Raw genomic sequence first — 19583 nt, forward strand, 5'->3', positions numbered from 1 at the left:
ATCCGCTTGGACAAGCCCTAGGTTCTGTCGTCAGATGTCACGCCCACACATCCGGCCACCCCTGGTCACGCCGGGGTGCGGCGGCCGGGGCACGGGCTGCTTCCGTGCCCTCCGGCAGAGCGATGTCGCCCCTCGACGCTGCGTTCTGCTTCCGCATGATGCGTGCCACGTGGTGCTCCACGGTGCGGGTGGACAGCACCAGGCTCTCGGCGATGTCCCGGTTGGCGTGGCCCTGGACGACGAGACGGGCCACTTCCTCCTCGCGCGGGGACAAGCGGTCGCCGTAGCCGAGGCGGCCCCGGCGGTGGGTGGTGACGATGTTGTGGCGGCGCAGCAGTCGTCGGCAGCGGGCCACGTCCCAGCGGGCGCCCAGCTGTCGGTAGACCTCGACCACGTCCTGGACGTCCCGGGACCCAGCCTCGCCGTGCAGGTCGAGCAGGCAGCGCCCTCGGGCCTCCGCCGCGCGGGCTGCGTCGAGGGGGCGGCCGAGCAACCGCCACTGCGCCTCCGCGTCCGTGAGCAGGCCGACGGCTTCGTCCGGCCGGTCCGCGGCTTGTGCGAGCAGCGCCCTGCACACGGTCAGGGCCGCCTGCGCGGCGGGTGCGTCGCCGTTCACGGACCCGGCCGCGAAGTCGGCGACGAGCCGCCGGGCGCGCGCCGTCCGGCCGCTGCCGTGGAGTGCCTCCACTGCGACAGGAAGCACCTCGCTCGCCCATACCCAGCCCCGCGTACGCCCGATCCGGCGCAGCACGTCCTCCACGGCTTCGCAGGCCTGCCCGGGGCGCCCCGCCTCCAGGTGGACGCGGGCCGTGGCGGCGGCCGACGAGGTGAGGATGAAACCCGTGTCGTAGCAGGTGGTGCGGGAGGCCTCCGCGAGGTCGCGGCGGGCCCGGAGGACGTCGCCGAGCACGTGGAGCGAGGTCAGTCCGCGTACCAGCATCGCCTCGGCGGTCAGGTCGGGTATCTCCTGGTAGAGCCGGGTGGTGCGGTCGGCGGCGGTGTGCAGACCGTCCCATAGGCCGCCGTGCCAGGCGAGGACCAGACGCGCGGTCTGAACGAGTCCTTCCAGATATGGGCTGCTGGTGTCGGCGAGCCCGACAACGGCCCGGTCGAGGAACTCCTGAGCTCGCGCACCGTATCCGAGCGCGCTGGACGCGTGCGCCAGATTGGTCCACCCCCGGGCATGGTGCGCGGCCTCCATCGCGGATTCGGCCGGTCCGCGCAGCGCCTCTGCGGCGCGCCAGGCGCGTGGGTCGCCCACGAGCATCAGGGCGGTGGCCCGGTTGGCGGCGATGGCGGCCCGGGCGACCGTATCGGTGACCTGCTCCGCGATTGCCTCGCCGCGGTCCAGCCAGTGTCGGTGCCGTTCGAGGGGCCAGCCCTGGATGGAGGGGATGGCGGCGACCGCCATGGCGCGTGCGGCGGTCTGCGGATCGGACGCCTCCAGGTCGGGAATGGCGCGAGCGACCTCTTCGAGGCTGTCCAGCGCCCCTCCGGCCTGGTTGCGCAGCACCACGCTCAGGTGCAGGCGGATCTCGCCGCGCAGGCGCGGCGGCGGGTCGTCCTCGTCGAGGACCGTGCGCACGGCGGCTACCACCTGCTCGCCGGCACGCGCCAGTTGGGCGGTACGGGCCAGTTTCGCGGCGGTGCGCACCCGTCCGTCGGCGCGCGGATCCTCGACGACCGCCCGGGTGTACAGGCGGGTGGCGGTGGCGTTGTCGCCGGTGGCGGCCGCGCGATCGGCGGCCACCACCAGGCACCGTAGACCTTCGCGGACATGCCCGGCGGCCGTGTACAGCCGGGCGAGGTCGACCAGCGGCACCGGACCGTCCCCGGCGCGGTGCAGGATCCGGGCCGCGCGCACGCTGAGCCGTGCCGCCCGGGGCCCCGAAACCCGTGCCAGCGCGGCCCGGCGGTCCAGCGGGTGCCGGAAGGCGAGCGACGACCCGTCGGCCCGCAGTACTGACCGTCGTACGCACACGCTGACTGCCGCTTCGGCCAGATCGGGCGGGCACTCCGCCACCTCGGCGAGGACGCTGACGGGAGCCGGCCGGTCGAGGACCGCAGCTGCTTCGACGATGCGCCACGCTTCCTCCGCGAGCGGTGCACACCGCCGGGCGAACTCCCGGCCCACACGCCCGGGCACGTCCGCTTCCCGGATGGCGGCGAGCACCGCGAGCCCCCACGTGCCGTCCGGCCCGTCGGTCGACGGCCGCTCCGTGGCCTCGTCCAGGAGAGCGCCTGCCGCCCCGGGCAGCCCGCCCGACAGCTCGTACACGAGTCCCGCGAGCTCCGGCAGTTCGTCCGGACGTATCTGCGGAAGGCCGCGTGCCCACAGGCGGACGAACTGCTCCGTCTCCTCCGATGTCCAGGGCCGTACGCGGACCTCCTCGCATCGGCCTCCTCCCGGGGCGCGGATGCCGAGGACCGGCAACCCGGGCGCGGCGTCCTCGGTGACGATCAGCCGCAGCCGCCCAGGCATCCCGTCCGTCAGGTGGTCGAGGAGCCGGAGGGTCGCGGGGTCGACGAGGTGGATCCGCTCCAGGACCAGCACGGTGTCACCGAGCGAGTCGAGCAGCGTGGCCACCGCACGGGGCATCAGCCCACGTCGTGTCTCCGGGCTCATGGCCGACGCGGGTGGGGGCGGCAGCCGGTCCACCAGCTCGGGCACGACGAGCCCCAGGACTCCGACGATCGGCGGCATCCGGTCGGGCAGACCGTGACGGTAGGGGAGTTGGGACAGGGCTGAGGCGACGGCCTCGAGAGGTAGCGGTTCCGGACTGTCCGGGCACGTCCCCCGCAGCTGCGTCCACTCGGCGAACTCCGCCCCGCCGAGCACCTCGTCCACAAGGCGCGACGTCCCCGCCCCGGCCTCCCCCCGAACGACGACGACACCCCGCCCCGCGCGCAGGACCGCCCGAAGCCGCCGGGCCTCCTCGACCCGGCCGACGAAACCGGCCCCCTCGGAACGCACTTCGCCGTGTCGCGTATCGAAGGGACGTCTCTCCACGGCTCCGCCTTTCGCCGGCCACTCGCCCGGTAGCTCCGTGCAGGTGGTCTACCCGCAGCTGTGTCGCCGTCGCAATAGGGGGCGACTACCCAGGCAATTCCGCCGACCCGTCACGGTTGCCGCCGGACGACAGGCTCCGACGCGCTGTCCCCACTCTTTGGGTAGCGCTACGCATTGCCGGCCTCCACCCGGGTGACCGAAGCTCTGGGCGGTCCGGTCGCGCCGTCCCTCGTCCACCACGGTCCCCAGCCGCTGGAGGTACGGGGTGACAGCACCCCACGCAGTCGTACGGCGTGACCGGATCCGTGCGTCGCGGAGCCCGCTCCGTACGCCACGTCACCTCGTCCCGCCGTCTCGGGCGCCGCCATCGAAGGCGCCCGTACGACCGCCCTCGGCCGACAGATCGTCACGGTCCTGACCTGGACCGACGTCCCGGCCGACCGGCGGCCACCCTCCGGGCGCGCCCTTCCACCCCTGACGGAGCGCGCCCGGAGCCACCGGCGCGACGGATCCCGCCCTCCGGACATCGAGCCAGGTCCGGACACCTCCCACGAAGGAAACAGTCATGGAGTTCGATGCTCGCGCCCTCCGGCGCCTGCTCGCCATCAGTACCAGTGCCGCCTTGCTCGCCGTGGCCTCCGCGACCACCGCGGCCACGGCCGCGCCCACACCGCCGAGCGGCGGGGAGAACCGCATCGTCGGCGCGGACCGACCGGGCGCGGTCGAAGGCTCCTACATCGTCACCTTCAAGGGCTCGGTCCCCTCGGCCGACGTGCCCGCCTCCGCACGCGCCCTGGCCGAGCGGCACGCGGGCAGTCTGCGCTACACCTACACCAGCGCCCTGCGCGGCTTCGCCGTCCGCATGACAGAGAGCGGGGCCCAGGAACTGGCCGCCGAGCCCACCGTGGCCCGCGTGGAGGCCGACGCCGTGGCGTACGCGGTCGACACCCAGCCCATGCCGCCCTCCTGGGGCCTGGACCGCGTGGACCAGCGCGACCTTCCCGTGGACAAGAGCTACACCTACGGGGCCACCGCCTCCGACGTGAACGCGTACATCGTGGACACCGGCATCCGCATGAGTCACCGCGACTTCGGCAACCGCGCCGTCAGCGGCTACGACTTCATCGACAACGACTCCAACGCGTCCGACTGTCAGGGACACGGCACCCACGTAGCCGGCACCGTGGGAGGCGGCTCCTACGGCGTCGCCAAGGGCGTCAAGCTGGTCGGGGTCCGCGTGCTGAACTGTCAGGGCACGTCGGGTGACACGTGGGCCCCGGTTCTCGCGGGCATCGACTGGGTCACCAAGAACGCGGTCAAGCCGGCCGTGGCCAACATGAGCATCGGCGGCGGAAAGACCCAGTCGGTGAACGACGCGGTCGCGGCCTCCATAGCCTCCGGCGTCACCTGGGTCGTCGCGGCCGGCAACAACAACGCCGACTCGTGCTCCTACTCCCCGTCCTCCACCCCGTCGGCCATCACGGTCGGCGCCACCAACAGCCGAGACGCCCGGGCCACCGGCTGGTCCAATGGCCAGGGCTCCAACTACGGCTCCTGCCTGGACATCTTCGCCCCCGGCGACAGCATCGTCTCCACCTCCAACTCCGGTGACACCGCCTCCCAGACGATGAGCGGCACCTCCATGGCCGCCCCCCCACGTCGCGGGCGCGGCCGCCCTCCTGCTCGCAGCCAACCCGACCTGGACCCCGGCCCAGGTCCGCGACAAGCTGGTCGCCGACGCCACGCCCGACAAGGTCACCGACGCCCGGACCGGCTCCCCCGACAAGCTCCTCTACACCGGCACCGGCGGCACCACCCCGCCGCCCACCGGCAAGAAGTTCGAGAACACCGGCGACTACCAGATCCGCGACCACGCCACCGTCGACTCACCCCTCGCGGTCACCGGAGTCACCGGCAACGCCCCCTCGAACCTCGCCGTCACCGTCGACATCCGCCACACCTACCGCGGCGACGTGAAGCTGGAGCTGATCGCCCCCGACGGCACCGCCTTCCTCCTCAAGGACTACAACTCCAACGACAGCGCCGACGACATCCAGGGCACCTTCACCGTCAACGCCTCCGCCGAGTCCGCCGACGGCACCTGGAAGCTCCGCGCCACCGACAACTGGACCAACGACACCGGCTACGTCAACGCCTGGTCGCTCCAGTTCTGACCTGCCGCTTTCCGCCCACGGGTGGTCGGTGTCGATGAGTACGGGATGCGCGAAGGACGTATTCACGGGACCGTACCGGCCGAAGTCGAGCCCCGCAGACCGGTGGCACTGAAGCCGAATCGCGAGGCGGGCACACCCGCGGCCTGGCTCACGCAGCACCAGGGGATCGAGGTCGTGTGTCGCGACCGCACCCCGATCCTCGCCGAGGGCGCCCACAGGGGCGCCCTCGGTCGCCCCGTGTGGTCGACCGGTGCCGGCCGTGGCGCAACCCCGTCGCGATCTGCCGCGATCGCATGCAGCTCGCGCGCCCTGTACTGGCTTTCGACCGTCCACGGGGCCATTGCGTCCTCGCGCAGGACTCGTTCGACGTGAGCGCCGGCCCGGGACCTGTGAGGGTCAGCCGCTCCAGCTGTCGCAGTATTCGATGTGCAGGGAGCCCGGCACGTTCCGCCGGGTGCGGGGCCGCGACCACGGTCCCGAGGTGAACTCGACGCAGTAGTGCCGGTCTCCTGGACGCCGCTTGCCCTGCGACGGGGCCTCGTCGGCGAGGCAGCGCAGCGTGGTGCCGTGCTCGCGGAAGGCGGTCGCGCTGCCCACGACGAAAAGGGTGTGGGCGGCGATGTCGAACCCGAGGTGGTCGCGGTACGTCCGGTGGTGCCGGCGCTCGTGGTCGATGTCCTCGGCGTCGGGGAAGTCGCGGTCCGGCGTGGCCGCCGTGTGCGGCCTGCCGGGGCCGAGTCGCGCCCGGGCCTCCTTCCACGACGAGGCGCGGAACTGCAGGCTGTGGTGGGCCAGGACCAGGTCCAGCGCGACGGGTTCACCCTCGCCGATGACGTCGCCGGGGGCCGGATTGGCGCGGATCGGCAGATGCACCAGGGAGCGAGGGGAGCGTGCGGCCAGCGCCCACAGGCCGGTCAGGCGCTCGGCGCCGGCCCGGTCGACGTACATCGACAGCCAGTGGCCGTCGTCCCGCAGCGCCACCCGCTCCGGTACGGGGTCCGGCCGGATCACCCTGATCTCGGCCCCGCCCATGCGGACCTCGTGCACCCGCACCCGCTGCTCCACGTGCCTCCCTCGAACGAACCCGCAGCGGACCCTAGCCCGAGCCGCCGACGTCCTCATCCGGATTTCCGGGGTGCGGGGCGCGTGCGGTCACAGGGGTGGGGCGGTCGCGCACCTCCTGGTAGGGGGATCGGGGGCGGTGCGTGCAGAGCTTGCCGTCGGGGTCGCTGAGCATGGCGGGGGCGAGGTCGACCGACTGGGGCGTTTGAAGCCGTCGAGGCGGTCGCTGCAGGGGGCGAAGACGGAGGAGGCAGGCGACCGGGCAGCGGGCTGCCCAGCATCGGCCCCCGGGGTGCCGGGAGGCTTGACTCCGGCGGCAAGTCGCAGTGCCATGGGACGGATGGACAGGGGGCGGGATGAGCGACAAGGAACGCGACACCGACAGTCAGGGCGACGTTTCCCCACGACGCCCGAGTTCCTCAGATTTCCCGGACAGATTCTGGACCGTGCTGCTCGCGCTGATCGTGCTGGGGCTGGTCCTGTACGGCCTCACGCGAGGCGAGGGCGGCGGAGGACACCCCGACGGGTACACCGGTTGGCGTTGAGCGGACAGGGGCGGGTCGAACTCCGTCATCGCCCTCCTCAGAGGCCTGCGACACGGCCCGACCTGCCACGACCGGCATCGGCGCTGGGCGTCTGCGTGCGCCTGGCGTGCTGATCACACCAGGGCGGTTGAACGACGCACCGCAGTTGATCCCGGTCCTCGAGCGCGTTCGCGTACCACGGCCGGGTGGCGGTCACCCGCTCACGCGCATCTGCGGGTCGTCGACATAGTTCTGGCCCACTTCCTTGTACGCGGCCGCTTTCGGGGGTACCAGCAGATCTGCCGGTAGCCCATGCCTGCGGCCATCGCTCCCGTATCTTGGCCTCGGCTTCCGAGGGGCCTGAAAATGCCTGGACCGGTGCGCGCGGCTCTTGAGTGGAGTAGTGCGCGTGGCCCTGCATCGGTGCGAGGCTCGAGCTGCCGACGGGCGAGGGGCGGGGTCCGGTGCGAGCCTGGGGGCGTATCGCCTCTGCGAAAGGTCATCACCATGATCACCACTGACTTCGTACCCGGCTCGCCCTGCTGGCTCGACCTCGGCGCCCCCGACGTCGGGGCCGCCGCGGCCTTCTACGGCGGCGTGCTCGGCTGGGAGTACGAGTCCATGGGGGAGTCGGAGGAGATGGAAGGCGGGATGTTCCGCAAGGACGGGAAGATCGTCGCCGGGCTCGGCAAGCTCACCGAGGAGGGCGCCCGCTCCGCCTGGATGATCTACTACAGCGTCACCGACGCGGACGCCACGACCCGGGCGGTCGAGCAGGCGGGCGGCACGGTCCGGGTGGCCCCTATGGACCTCGACGAGTGGGGCCGCATGGCGCAGTACAGTGACCCGCTGGGCGGACAGTTCGCCGTCTGGCAGCCGGGAACGAACAAGGGCGTCGATCTGGTCGACAAGCCGGGTTCGCTGTCCTGGACCGAGCTGTACACGAGCGACGCCGCGGCCGCCAAGGAGTTCTACGGCGCCGTCTTCGGCTGGCAGTTCAGCGACATGGAACTGCCCGGCGGTGGGGGCACGTACGCCCTCATCACCCCCGCCGGACTCCCCGAGGAGCGGATGCACGGCGGCCTCATGCAGCTGAGCGAGGCGGACCTCGCCCTCGCTCACGGGCGGCCGTACTGGCACCCCGTCTTCGCCGTCGACGACTGCGACGCCGCGGTCGCCAAGGTCACCGCGAGCGGCGGAAACATCCAGATGGGCCCGGACGACGCGGAGGGCGTCGGCCGGCTCGCCGTCTGTCTCGACCCGTCGAACGCCGACTTCGTGGTACTCGCGCCGGTCAACGGCTGAGCCGGGCGGCCGACCGGGTCGTCGGGTCCGGGGCGAGGATCACGCGCGGGGCGGGTTTCCCCGGGGCGTGAGGGCGGCGTTCGGCAGGGCAGGGGCGGGGAGGCGGGCGCCGGGGTAGCCGTCGACGTGCCCGAAGCGCTCGGAGGCGCGCTCCCATTCCTTCCTGGCCTCGACGATGTCCGCGTGACTGCGGCCGATGAAGTTCCACCACATGACGATCTCCTCGTCGAACGGCGTGCCGCCCAGGAGGACCACCCGCGCGCGGTGGTCGGACTCGTTCGTCAGGGTCAGGGTGTCCTGCCCCGTGGGGACGTAGCCGAGCTCGGCCGGGCGCAGCGAGGTGTCGCCGAGGCGGACGGTTCCCTCGTCGACGAGCAGTCCGTGCTCGAAGGCCGGGTTTACGGGGAGGGCGACCGTGGCGCCGGGGGCGAGGAGGATTTCGGCGCCGAGGAGGGGCGTGAAGGTGGGGACGGGGGAGGTCTCACCGGCCAGTGAGCCGAGGAAAACCCGGAGCTCCGCCTCCTCGAACCGCACCGGCTTCGGGGCGTGGTGCTGGAAGTCGCGCTCGGCGTGACGGTGTGCGCCGGGCAGTGCCACCCACAGCTGCACCCCGTGGAGGACGGTGGTGCCCGGTGTGGAGACCTCGGTGTGGCTGATGCCGTGGCCGCCGGTCATGAGGTTCAGTTCCCCGGGCCGTACGAACGCGTGACTGCCCAGGCTGTCGCGGTGCTCGATCTCGCCGCTGAACAGCCAGCTCACGGTCTGCAGGCCGGTGTGCGGGTGGGGAGCGACGTCCATTCCGCCGGACTCGGCGACCTCGTCGGGGCCGTAGTGGTCGGCGAAGCACCATGCACCGATCAGCGTCCGGGACCGCTGAGGCAGGGTGCGCCGTACGGTCATGGCGCGCGGTCCGCCCAGCGGGACGTCCCGGGCGCCGAGGACCTGCACCTCCGTGTCGTCCATGCCCGACCCCTCTCGCATCTCGTCCATCGAGAATGTAGTTTCTCATTCAACAATTATGGATGATCATAGCCCCGAAACCCGTGACGCGCACGGGTCGGTCGAAGGAGCGCAGGGTGAACGACGTGACAGTGGTTCAGGACGGTCGGCGGGTCTACCTCGACAAGCAGAGTCCCACGGCCTACCGGGCCCTGCTGGCGACGGCCGACGCCGTCCGCGCGGCCGCCGCCGAGGCGGGCCTCGACCGCGTCCTGGTGGAACTGGTCAACCTCCGCGTCTCGCAGATCAACGGCTGCGCCTCCTGCCTCGACGTGCACACCAGGGCGGCGCTCCGCGCGGGGGAGACGACCCGGCGCCTCGGCGTGCTCCCCGCCTGGCGGGACACCGAGCTCTTCACCCCGCGGGAGCGCGCGGCCCTCGCCCTGGCGGAGGCCACCACCGACCCGGCGGACTCCCTCGCGCAGGAACGGGCGTACGGGCCGGCCCGGGAGGTCCTGAACGACGACGAGATCTCCGCGGTGATCTGGGTGGCGATCACCATCAACGCCTTCAACCGCGTCTCGATCCTCAGCCGGCATCCCGTGCGGGACGTCAGGGCCTGACCCGGGCCGCGCCGGAGGCCGGCCCGCCGTCCGGGGACGCACCCGGTCTCCGCAGTACGCCTCGAACAGGCCGCCAGTGCGGTCCCACGGGACGGGCACCGGCTCAGCGCGGGCGCCGATCGCGTCGGCCACCCCAGGTGAGGGCAGTAGATGTGGCTGTGAGCGCCTCGGCTGTCGGCCGGCCGGCCCTGTCCACGAGATCGGGCTCCGGCTCGACTCTTCCGGACCTGTCGGCAGCCGCTGCCGCCGACACGGATAACACTCGTCCGCAGGCGACGGTGTCCCTAGGTCCTGTCGTCAAACTCCCGTCGTCCGCCCGCAGGGCAGGCGGGAGTTTGACGACAGGGCCTAGGCTTGGCCGGAGTGGGAGTGCGCGCGCTTCCGCAGGTTGCGGTGCTGTGGCAGAGCGGTCTATTGCGATCGCCGGGGGAGAGGTCCCTCCCACGGCGAGTGACGGGGACGGGGCGGACCTGCTTCCATCTGTCTCGCGGGTTCGAATCCCGTCGGCACCGCAGCCGACAATCAGGGCCCGCCTGGCGGTCCGTGGGGCTCCTGATCTTGCCGGACACCCCTTCCTTCCAGGGTGGCCCCGACTACGCTTGTCGTGGTCACGGCCAAGATCGAACGAGGGGGCATACCCACGCCGTACGAGATCGGCGCGAAGGTGAAGTTGACCAGGGATGTGCAGGTCACCGCGATTGACACGGCCGGCGGGAACGGCTGCCCTGGTCCGCTGTGCCTGGCCGAGGACCTGGAGGGCGTTGTCACGGGCTCGGCAGACGAAGCCGGCGGCGGCGTGGCCCGGGGCGGGCTTGAAGAAGGCTGGCTGACCGGAGCCTGAGTACCTGCCACCACGCCCCCCGTCGGCCGGCGGGGGGCGTCGCGGTCTCCCAAGAGGTCGCACAGGTAGGGGCAGAGGTTGATGTCGGTCACACAGATCAGAACGGCTGCGAAGTGGAGTGCGGCCTGTCAGGCGATGGCGAGCGAGCGGCCATCGGGCTGGCGGCGCCCGCTGCGGTACGGGGCAGCTTCGGGAAGACCTGGTATGGCTGGGAGCTGATCGGCCAGCGCCAACGAGCACGCCGCCCGCACCCGTTGGCGATTCTGGAACGGGTTCGCCCCGGCTCCGGCCGCCCACCACCGCAACCCGAAGGACGTAGAGGACCAGCTCGCCGCACAGCTCGACCGGTCCGGGAAGATGGGGCGGACATCGTCCCCTGGATCGTGGCAGCCGCCGGCATCGCGCCTGCGAAGGCGACGAGGAAGCCTGCCGGTGGGTGGCAGTCCGCCGCGCCGAGGTCTGAAACGCCGTACGAGAACCCCTGGTTCCCGAATTCGGATCACACTTCGATCACAAGGTCTGCACGCAACGCCGCTTCTGTTCGTCTATGTATCGTCCCGTGTCTTTCTTGCAGCCCTAAGTTTCCCCTGATCAGCACCACTTGATGAGGGGAAACATGACGAGCATGCGAGATCGGAGAGTCGCTCTATCCGAGCGGCATCCGCTGCCATCACCGGGGCGAATGAGACGAATAGCCTTGGCCACGGCCGTGGTGATGACGTTCGGACTGCTGGAGGGGATCGCGTCAGCGGAGCCTCCCAGAGCTCCTGTCGCAGAGCCTCAGGTTCAGGGACCGGCCGAGGCGGAGGACGCCGCGTCGGCCGTGGTCATGGCCCGGTTGCAGAACCGGCGGATCGAGGTCACCGGTGAGCGGACCGAGGCGACGACGAGCTGGGCGAATCCCGACGGTTCGATGTCGTTGGAGTCGTACACGGGGCCGGTCCGGTTCAAGGACGACAACGGCACCTGGCGCGACGTCGACCCCAGTTTCGTCGAGGCACCGGGCGGTGGAGTCCATGCGGCTGCCCACCCGCTCGACCTGACGCTGGCCGGAGAGTCGTCGGCCGCGGATGTCGCGCGGATCGAGGCATCGGGTGGTGAGCCCGGCGAGAAGACGACGCCTGCCATGCCGCTGCTCTCGCTCGACAGCGGTGAGGGCCACGAGATGTCCCTCTCGTGGCGCGGTGCCTTGCCCGACCCGACCGTCCACGGGACCGAAGCACGCTACCCGGGTGTGACGACCGCCACCGACATGGTGATCGAGTCGACCCGTACGGGCTTCGAGCAGTTCCTGGAGCTGAAGGACCGCACCGCCGTCGACGCCAACGGCTCGGTGACGATGACACTTCAGGCCAAGGGGCTCACTGTCAAGGCGAACGCGGACCGTTCCGTGTCGTTCACCGACCCCGACACCGGTAAGAACGTGGGTGTGCTGCCTGCGCCGGTGATGTGGGACGCGACGGTCGACCCGAATTCGGGTGAGCACGAGCGCAAGGCCGATGTCGGTCTGAAGGTCACCCAGAACGGTGACACGGTCGACCTCACGCTGACCCCGGACGCCGCCTTCCTTGCCGACCCGGCGACGAAGTTCCCGGTGACGGTCGACCCGGCCGTGAACATCGGGGCGAGCTTCGACACCTTCGTACAGCAGGGCTACGCGACCGACCAGTCGGCCGCGACCGAGCTGAAGCTGGGCAACAACGGCTCGGGCCAGGTGGCCCGGTCGTTCCTCGCCTTCCCGATGTCGAAGATCACCGGCAAGGTGATCAAGTCGGCGTCCCTGAACCTGTACAACTTCCACTCCTGGTCGTGCAGCGCGCGTAGCTGGGAGGTCTGGGACACCAGCTCCGCCTCCACAGGCTCGCGTTGGACCGCCCAGCCGAACTGGAACAACAAGTGGGCCACCAGCACGGCCACCAAGGGCTACTCGTCCACGTGTGCCGACGGCTGGGTGAACACGAGCATCACCAGTCTGGTCGCCGCCTGGGCGGCCAACGGCAACGGCACCAACACCCTCGGCATCCGGGCGACGGACGAGACCGACGAGTACGCCTGGAAGCGGTTCAACTCCGGTAACGCTGCCTCCGGCACGCCTTACCTGTCGGTCACCTACAACACCAAGCCGGGCGCGGCCACTCCACTGTCCCCGCTGACCGGTGCGGCGACGAACGACACGACGCCGACCCTTTCCGGCAAGGCGGTCGATGCCGACGGCAACACCGTCCGGCTGTCGTTCGAGGTCTGGGCCTCGGCCGGGACCGCGGCCCTGCAGTCCGGCACCTCGGTGTACGTGGCCTCCGGCGCGACCGCGACCTGGACCCCGGGCACGGCGCTCGCCCCCGGCGCGTACAAGTGGCGTGCGGCGGTCTACGACGGCCAGGACTGGAACGGCACCTGGTCGGCCTGGCAGACCTTCACGGTCGATACCACCAAGCCGGGTGCGCCCTTCGTTGCCTCCGCGGCCTATCCGCAGGACGGTGCCTGGCACGGCGGTGGCGGGACGCCGGGGGCGTTCACCTTCACCCCGGCCTCCGGTACGACGGACCTCGCCGGCTACGTCTACTCGCTGGACGGCGCCGCCGCCGTGACCGTGACGGCGACGGGTCCGGCCACGGTGTCGATCACTCCGGCCGCCGACGGTCACCGCACGCTGAAGGTCCAGACGAAGGACAAGGCGGGCAACGTCTCGTCGGCGGTGACCTACGACTTCCTCGTCGGGCAGGGCGCGATGCTCCAGCCGGCGGAAGGTGCGGTCAGCGCGCGGCGCGTGCAGATCGCGGTCGACGCGCAGCCCAAGTACACCCGGGTCACCTACCAGTGGCGTCGAGGCCCCGGCGCGACGGTGTACGACGTCCCGCTGGCCAACCTGGCCAAGCAGGACAACAGCCCGATCACCGCCCCGAAGACGCCGCTGTCCCAGATCGGCTCGTACGCGAACTGGTCGGTCCTGGAGACCCTCGGCCAGATCGGCGGTGTCGTCCAGGTCCGCGCGGTCCTCTACACGGACAACGACGCCGACACCGCGTACATCAGCGAGTGGCGCGGTTTCACCGTCGACCCCAATGCCGACGGCGCCGCCTCTGACGAGGTCGGTCCGGGGTCGGTCAATCTGCTCACAGGCGACTACTCCATCGGAGTCACCGACGCGGATGAACTCGGTCTGTCGTCGTCGCGCACCGTCTCCTCGCGAGGGACGGACCGAGGCTGGATTCCGCAGGGCCAGCGCCTGACGGCCAACCAACAGGACGTGTCCACCGACACGACCGGTTTCACGGCCACAACGGCGACGCTCACCCGGGACACCGCTCTCGGCCAGGACGGATCCACCGACTCGCTGAAGGTCGTGCCCACGACCCATGCGAGCGGCGACGCATTCGCCATGGTGGGCGGCGATCAGACAGCACTGCGCCTGGGTATGAAGCCGGGGAAGACGTACCGGTTCTCCGCCTGGGCCTACGTGCCGGCCGCCACCGGCCTCTCCCCGCAGCACGCCCGTGGCCTGAAGCTGTACGCCGGCTTCTCCACACCGGGCGGCATGATCGAGCCGGTCTCGCGCAAGGTGCCCTACACCGACGCGTGGGCGGAGCTCTCGCTCGACTTCACCGTGCCTGCGGACGCGACCACGGCCTTCCTGCGGCTGTACAACGGCTTCCCCGCGAACTCGGGTAAGTCCGTGTACTTCGACCACCTTTCCCTGCGCGAGCTGGTCGCACCGTTCGGTCCTGAGTGGGCCAGCGGCGCCGCGGGCGGGGTGACGGACAACGAACTGCACTCGCTGACCTTCCCTGGCAGGGATGTCGCGGTCATCACCAGCTTCGACGACTCCACCATCACCTTCGCGAAGAGCTCGGACGGATCCTTCAGCCCCGAGCCCGGCTCCGAGGGCGTGATCCTCACGGCCTCCGGCAGCGACTATGTCCTGACCGGCGACGACGACACGATCACCCGTTTCAAGAAGCAGACCGGCTCGGACGTCTACGTCGTGGACTCCGTCTCCGGTACGGACGAGGCGTCCACGAGTCGGTACGTCTACGACACCGCCGACGGCCGTACGCTCGTCAAGCGGGTGATCGGCGAGGCCGAGCCGGGCGTCGACGACGCCGGGCAGTGCACGGGCGCCGTCCCGGCGCGCGGCTGCGAGGTCCTGGAATACGTCTACGCGACAGCGACCACCGCGACGGCCACCACGCCCGGTGACTTCACCGACCGGGTCAAGGCCGTGCGGATCTGGTCCTGGGACCCGGACGCCGGTGCCGAAACGGCCGTCGACGTGGCCTCGTACCGCTACGACTCCCTCGGTCGGCTGGCCGAGGCGTGGGACCCTCGCAAGGGGGCAGCCGAGGACACCGCGGTCTTCAAGACCGTCTACACGTACGACAGCGGAAACCGCCTCACCAAGATCGACACCGCAGGCGAGCTGCCTTGGTACTTCGACTTCGGCCCGGCCGGAGCGGACCAGGACCCGGGACGTCTGCTCCAGGTCCGCCGACCCGCCCTGAAGCCGGGCAGCAAGGATGTCGTAGAGGGCGAGACCACCTCCAAGGTGGTCTACGAGGTCCCACTCACACGGGCGACCGGTGGCCCGTATGACCTTGATGGCGCGAGTACGGCCAAGTGGGGTCAGTCGGACGTGCCGACGGACGCGACCGCCGTCTTCGACGTAGAGTCCACCCCGGCCACGAACACGGCTACGGCCACTGTCCCCGGTCCGGACGGCTACCAGCAGGCGACGGTTCACTACCTCAATGCCTCGGCGCTGGAGGTGAACACCGCCACGTGGTCACCGACCGGTTCCGGTGACATCGACACCGTCGAGTACGACCGCTTCGGCAACGCCGTCCGAGCCCTGGAGGCGACCAACCGGCTCCTCGCGCTCAGCCTTGGTGGGTCGGTCGACGAGAAGGCTGTTGAGCTCGAACTGCCCGACGACTCCGCAGCCCGTGCGGCGCTGCTGGACTCCCGCAGCGTCTACACCCGAGACGGGCAGGACCTGGTCGAGGAAACAGGGCCGGTCTTCCGCGCCCTGCTCGACGAGGCGGTGCCGGCGCAGGCCGATCCGCCGATGCCCGCGCTGGCCGCCGGAACTTCGGTGGTCGTGCGCGAGCACACCGTCCACAAGTACGACGAGGGCAAGCCCGACGGCGCGGCGTACCACCTTGAGACCACGACCCTCGACGGCGCTCGCATAGAGGGCTACGCCAACGACGTCGAGGTCCGGGTCACCAAGACCGGTTACGACACCCCGATCGGTGGCACCTCCGGCTGGACTCTGCGCACCGAGACCTCGGTGACCACGGACGCCGTGGCCGGCGGGGCGAACCTCACTGCCCTCATCAAGTACGACGCGGCCGGCCGCGCGATCGAGTCGCGCAGGCCGAGCTCGAACGGCACGGACACCGGCACGGTGAAGACCGTGTTCTACACCGCCGGAACCAACCCGGACGACGCCGCCTGCGGAAACCGCCCCGAATGGGCCGGTAACCCGTGTGTCACGCTCCCCGGCGGTCAGGTCACCTCCGCCGACACCACGCGCATGCCGGACACCCTTCCGGTGAAGCGGATCATCCGCTACTCCCGCTTCGGCGACATCGAGGAAGTCACCGAGACCAACGCGGGCAAGACCCGCACGTCGAGCACCGTCTACGACGCGGCCGACCGGATCGTCTCCACGCGCGTCACTGGCGACCTGGGCCAGGACCTTCCCGAGGTCACCACCGAGTACGACCCGGTGGCCGGCAACGCGGTGAAGACGATGGCGGGCGGCAAAACCATCACCAGGGTCTTCGACGCCCTGGACCGTCTGCTGTCGTACACGGACGCGGACGGTGGTACGACGACGACCGAGTTCGACCGCTTCGGCAAGCCGGTCAAGGTCAGCGACAACACCGGTTCCAGCACCTACACCTACGACCGCGGCCAGGAACCGCGCGGCATGGTCACCTCGGTGACCGACAGCATCGCGGGCACCTTCACCGCGAAGTACGGCCCCGACGGGCAGCTCGTCGAGCAGACCTACCCCGGTGGCTACGTCCGCAAGGACAGCTTCAACGCGAGTGGTGCGGCCACCGGCCGTACGTACACCCGTGTCTCCGACGGCGCGGTCGTCTACGGCCAGCACGTGGACATGACGACCCAGGGCGCCGTCGCCGCCGACACCAACTCCACGGACAGCAAGGAGTACACGTACGACCGGCTCGGCCGCTTGACCAAGGCCGCCCACACCACCACCGCCGGCTGCACGACCCGCGCCTACGGCTTCGACGAGGCCGGACGCAGCATCGCCGGCCGCATGAACCGCACCTCCAGGACGGTCTTCGCCGCCGCCGAGGACGGCTCCTGCACCAGCACCGGCGGTACGGTCACCACCAGCTCGTACGACAGCGCCGACCGGCTGCTGACCGCCGGCTACACCTACGACGCCTTCGGTCGCACCACCGCCACCGGCACCGGTTCGGTCAACACCTACTGGGACAACGACCTCGTCGCCTCGCAGACCGTGGGCGACAAGCGTCAGTCCTGGAGCCTCGACCCCGCCCACCGCTTCACTGCGTTCACCACCGAGGTGAAGCAGCCGGACGGTACCTGGGCCAACTCGACCAGCAAGCTCAACCACTACGGAGACGACTCCGACGAGCCCCGCTGGATCACCGAGGACACCACCCAGGGCACCCTCACCCGCAACGTCTCCGGACCGGACGGTGATCTCACCGCCACCACATCCGCATCCGGCGACATCGAGCTGCAACTCGCCAACCTCCACGGCGACGTCGCCGTCACTCTCGACACCGCGACGACCACACCGCAGGTCTTCACCTTCGACGAGTTCGGCGTCCCGGCAGAGGGCCAGGTCACCCAGCGTTACGGCTGGCTGGGTGCCAAGCAGCGCTCCTCCGAGGCCCTCGACGACGTCATCCTCATGGGCGCGCGCCTGTACAGCCCTGAGCTCGGTCGGTTCCTGCAGGTCGACCCGCAGCCCGGAGGCAATGCCAACCCCTACGACTACTGCAGCGGCGATCCGGTCAATTGCACTGACCTCGACGGGAACTGGGGCTTCAGCTGGAAGAAGGCGCTCAGAAGGGTCGCTCGCGTCGCGGAGGTGGCCTCCTACATCCCCGGCCCCATCGGCAACATCGCCTCCGCCGTCGGAGCCATCTCCTACGCCGCCACCGGCAACTGGCGCAAGGCCGCCGAGATGAGCGTCGGCATCGCCTTCGGTTCCGCCGGACGCCTCGCCGTCAAGGGCTTCAAGGCGGCCCGCGGACTCCGCAAGGCAAGCCGGGTCAAGCGCTACTACTCCCGGGCGAAGAGGGTCTCCAGACGCTCCCGATGCAACTCCTTCGCACCGGAGACCCTGGTCCTGATGGCGAACGGCAGTTACCTGCCCATCAGCGAGGTCCAGGTCGGCGACTACGTCGCGGCGACCGACCCCGAGACCGGAGTCACCACCGCGGAGCCCGTGGTCGATGTGTTCTCTGGATACGGGTCCAAGAACATGGTCGAGATCGCCACGGATGCCGACCCCTCGACCCCGCCCTTGCAGGCGACGGCGGATCATCCGTTGTGGGTGGTCGGCAGTGGTTGGACGAAGGCCCGTGACGTCCGCCGCGGAAGCCACCTCATCGCCACCGACGGCTCACCACAGCCTGTCACATCAGTGGTCAACCGTGGTGAACTGCCGGACCGCCTGGTGTTCAACCTGAACGTGGGCAATGTTCACACTTTCACCGTCCTTGACTCGGCCAGTCGAGAAATCCTGACCCACAACAGCGCTTGTGGATTCCACGGAAACGACAGGCGGTGCAGGTGCGGAAGTCACGTGTACAAGATCATTGACAAGCGTACGGGTGGTGTGTATAAGTACGGAACGGGAACGGGTAGGGTCCGCCATGGTATCCGCCGGGACGGTAAATCCCGACGGGCGGAAAGCCAGGTGAGAAAGCTCAACCGCGCCGCCGGATATCAGCGATATTCCTCTCACGTCATCAGGCGATACCGGACGGTGGGAGAGGCCAGGGATTTCGAGACGGCTCGAATTCTCAAGCATATTCGCCGATTCGGTCGGCGCTCTCCGGGTAATCCGGTGAACTGGTGACTCCGAGGGATCTCGGAATCTGAATGAATGCCCGGCCGTGCAAACCGCACGGCCGGGCTCCCCCATCTCTGACAGGAGACTCCTTTGGATACGAAGACCTTCTGGAGCATCATCGACAACGCGCAGGGCGACACGGTCCATGATGTGATCGAAGCCGTCGGGCAGGACCTCTCCAAGCGGCCGGTCAGCGAGATCATTGACTTCTCCGAGCGCCTTGCGGAGGCTCTGTACGCCCTCGACAGGCGAGAGCTCTTCGAGAAGGAGTACACCTTCCTCGGGGACGCGTCCGGCGGAGGAAACACGGGCGAGGATTTCCTCTACGCGCGCTGTGCGGTGGTAGCTGCCGGTTCCTTGGTGTATGAGCAGGTAAACCAGGATCCGATGCAATTTGCGCGTGAATGGAACTGGCACGCGCAGGATCTGCTGTACGTCCCCGAGGAAGCGTATGAAGAGCTGACGGACGAGACGTGGGAGCACGATACAGAGACCGACTACGAGACCGGATCAAATTCCTCGGCCTGGTCCTGATTCACTGGCTCACCGCCGCGGCGGCCCGAAAGAACTGACCCCGACCCGCCACGGGCCCGGGGGATCAGCCATGACGTCCCCGGGGCCCGACTCAGGGGCGCACCGTCCAACGACGCTGCGCCCGCAGCCGTCACGCGGTGGCTGGCTGCGGTTTCTCCCGCACGCTGGCGATGTCGCCTGGCTTCTTGCTCCTGGCCGACACGTCGCGAATCCACTGCAAGGGCGCCGGCGGCGTGCAGGGCCCCGCAGCAGATCGTGGACCTGCTCGGTGGTTCCGTCCGCCTCCCACTTGGCGTAGTAGTCGTAAACGGCTTTGAACGGCGGGAAGTCGTGCGGCAGGTACTCCCACGGAATCCCGGTGCGGCTGATGTACAGGATCGCGTTCACGATCTCTCTCAGATCATGAACTCGCTCGGCCGTTCCGGGACTGGTTCGCCCTGCACGCCAAGCCGTGAACACCGGCTCGATCAAAGCCCATCGGGCGT

At 70.0% G+C, this 19583-nt stretch carries 9 protein-coding genes, 1 tRNA gene and 4 pseudogenes; 9 read left to right on the top strand and 5 right to left on the bottom strand.

The window, feature by feature from the left end; translation table 11 throughout:
• Window positions 1–37: 37 nt before the first annotated feature.
• Entirely contained in the window at window positions 38–2974 is a 2937-nt protein-coding gene (locus IE124_RS12535) for an ATP-binding protein (RefSeq protein ID WP_229832400.1), read from the bottom strand.
• 601 nt (window positions 2975–3575) lie between these two features.
• Here IE124_RS12535 and IE124_RS12540 point away from each other — a divergent pair.
• A pseudogene (locus tag IE124_RS12540) lies at window positions 3576–5184 on the top strand (S8 family peptidase).
• Window positions 5185–5580: 396 nt separating this feature from the next.
• Here the strand turns inward: IE124_RS12540 and IE124_RS12545 are convergent.
• The gene (locus tag IE124_RS12545; protein ID WP_189507778.1) at window positions 5581–6249 is read right to left on the bottom strand and encodes a hypothetical protein; all 669 of its coding nucleotides are present in this window, start codon (window positions 6247–6249) and stop codon (window positions 5581–5583) included.
• A gap of 353 nt (window positions 6250–6602) precedes the next feature.
• Here IE124_RS12545 and IE124_RS12550 point away from each other — a divergent pair, with 353 nt between their 5' ends.
• The 3 genes and pseudogenes from IE124_RS12550 (at window position 6603) to IE124_RS12560 (ending at window position 8075) form a co-directional block, all read left to right on the top strand.
• Window positions 6603–6791, top strand: coding sequence for a hypothetical protein (locus IE124_RS12550; protein WP_189507779.1), 189 nt, complete (start codon window positions 6603–6605; stop codon window positions 6789–6791).
• A 100-nt stretch (window positions 6792–6891) separates the two neighbouring features.
• Window positions 6892–6999, top strand: a pseudogene (locus IE124_RS36065) (IS5/IS1182 family transposase); the annotation flags it as partial.
• Window positions 7000–7277: 278 nt separating this feature from the next.
• On the top strand, window positions 7278–8075 hold the full coding sequence (locus IE124_RS12560) for a VOC family protein (RefSeq protein WP_189507780.1): 798 nt from the start codon (window positions 7278–7280) through the stop codon (window positions 8073–8075).
• A gap of 39 nt (window positions 8076–8114) precedes the next feature.
• Here the strand turns inward: IE124_RS12560 and IE124_RS12565 are convergent, their stop codons facing one another.
• The gene (locus tag IE124_RS12565; protein ID WP_189507781.1) at window positions 8115–9038 is read right to left on the bottom strand and encodes a pirin family protein; all 924 of its coding nucleotides are present in this window, start codon (window positions 9036–9038) and stop codon (window positions 8115–8117) included.
• 113 nt (window positions 9039–9151) lie between these two features.
• Here IE124_RS12565 and IE124_RS12570 point away from each other — a divergent pair, with 113 nt between their 5' ends.
• Window positions 9152–9637 (top strand): carboxymuconolactone decarboxylase family protein, encoded by a 486-nt coding sequence (locus IE124_RS12570; protein ID WP_229832401.1) that lies wholly within the window; start codon window positions 9152–9154, stop codon window positions 9635–9637.
• Window positions 9638–9691: 54 nt separating this feature from the next.
• Here IE124_RS12570 and IE124_RS34810 read toward each other — a convergent pair.
• Window positions 9692–9772, bottom strand: a pseudogene (locus tag IE124_RS34810) (SAM-dependent methyltransferase); the annotation flags it as partial.
• Between the two features lie 257 nt (window positions 9773–10029).
• Between IE124_RS34810 and IE124_RS12575 the strand changes: the two are divergent.
• The 4 genes from IE124_RS12575 (at window position 10030) to IE124_RS12590 (ending at window position 19098) form a co-directional block, all read left to right on the top strand.
• A tRNA-OTHER gene (locus tag IE124_RS12575) sits at window positions 10030–10149 on the top strand.
• Window positions 10150–10241: 92 nt separating this feature from the next.
• Window positions 10242–10478, top strand: coding sequence for a hypothetical protein (locus IE124_RS12580; RefSeq protein WP_189507783.1), 237 nt, complete (start codon window positions 10242–10244; stop codon window positions 10476–10478).
• Window positions 10479–11307: 829 nt separating this feature from the next.
• On the top strand, window positions 11308–18570 hold the full coding sequence (locus tag IE124_RS12585; protein ID WP_189507784.1) for a DNRLRE domain-containing protein: 7263 nt from the start codon (window positions 11308–11310) through the stop codon (window positions 18568–18570).
• 84 nt (window positions 18571–18654) lie between these two features.
• Entirely contained in the window at window positions 18655–19098 is a 444-nt protein-coding gene (locus IE124_RS12590) for a DUF4240 domain-containing protein (RefSeq protein WP_189507785.1), read from the top strand.
• 9 nt (window positions 19099–19107) lie between these two features.
• On the opposite strand, the pseudogene IE124_RS34820 reads toward IE124_RS12590, so the two are convergent.
• A pseudogene (locus IE124_RS34820) lies at window positions 19108–19578 on the bottom strand (transposase); the annotation flags it as partial.
• Window positions 19579–19583 lie beyond the last annotated feature (5 nt).

Origin of the sequence: Streptomyces narbonensis (assembly GCF_014649015.1) — a bacterium.
Classification (GTDB): domain Bacteria; phylum Actinomycetota; class Actinomycetes; order Streptomycetales; family Streptomycetaceae; genus Streptomyces; species Streptomyces narbonensis.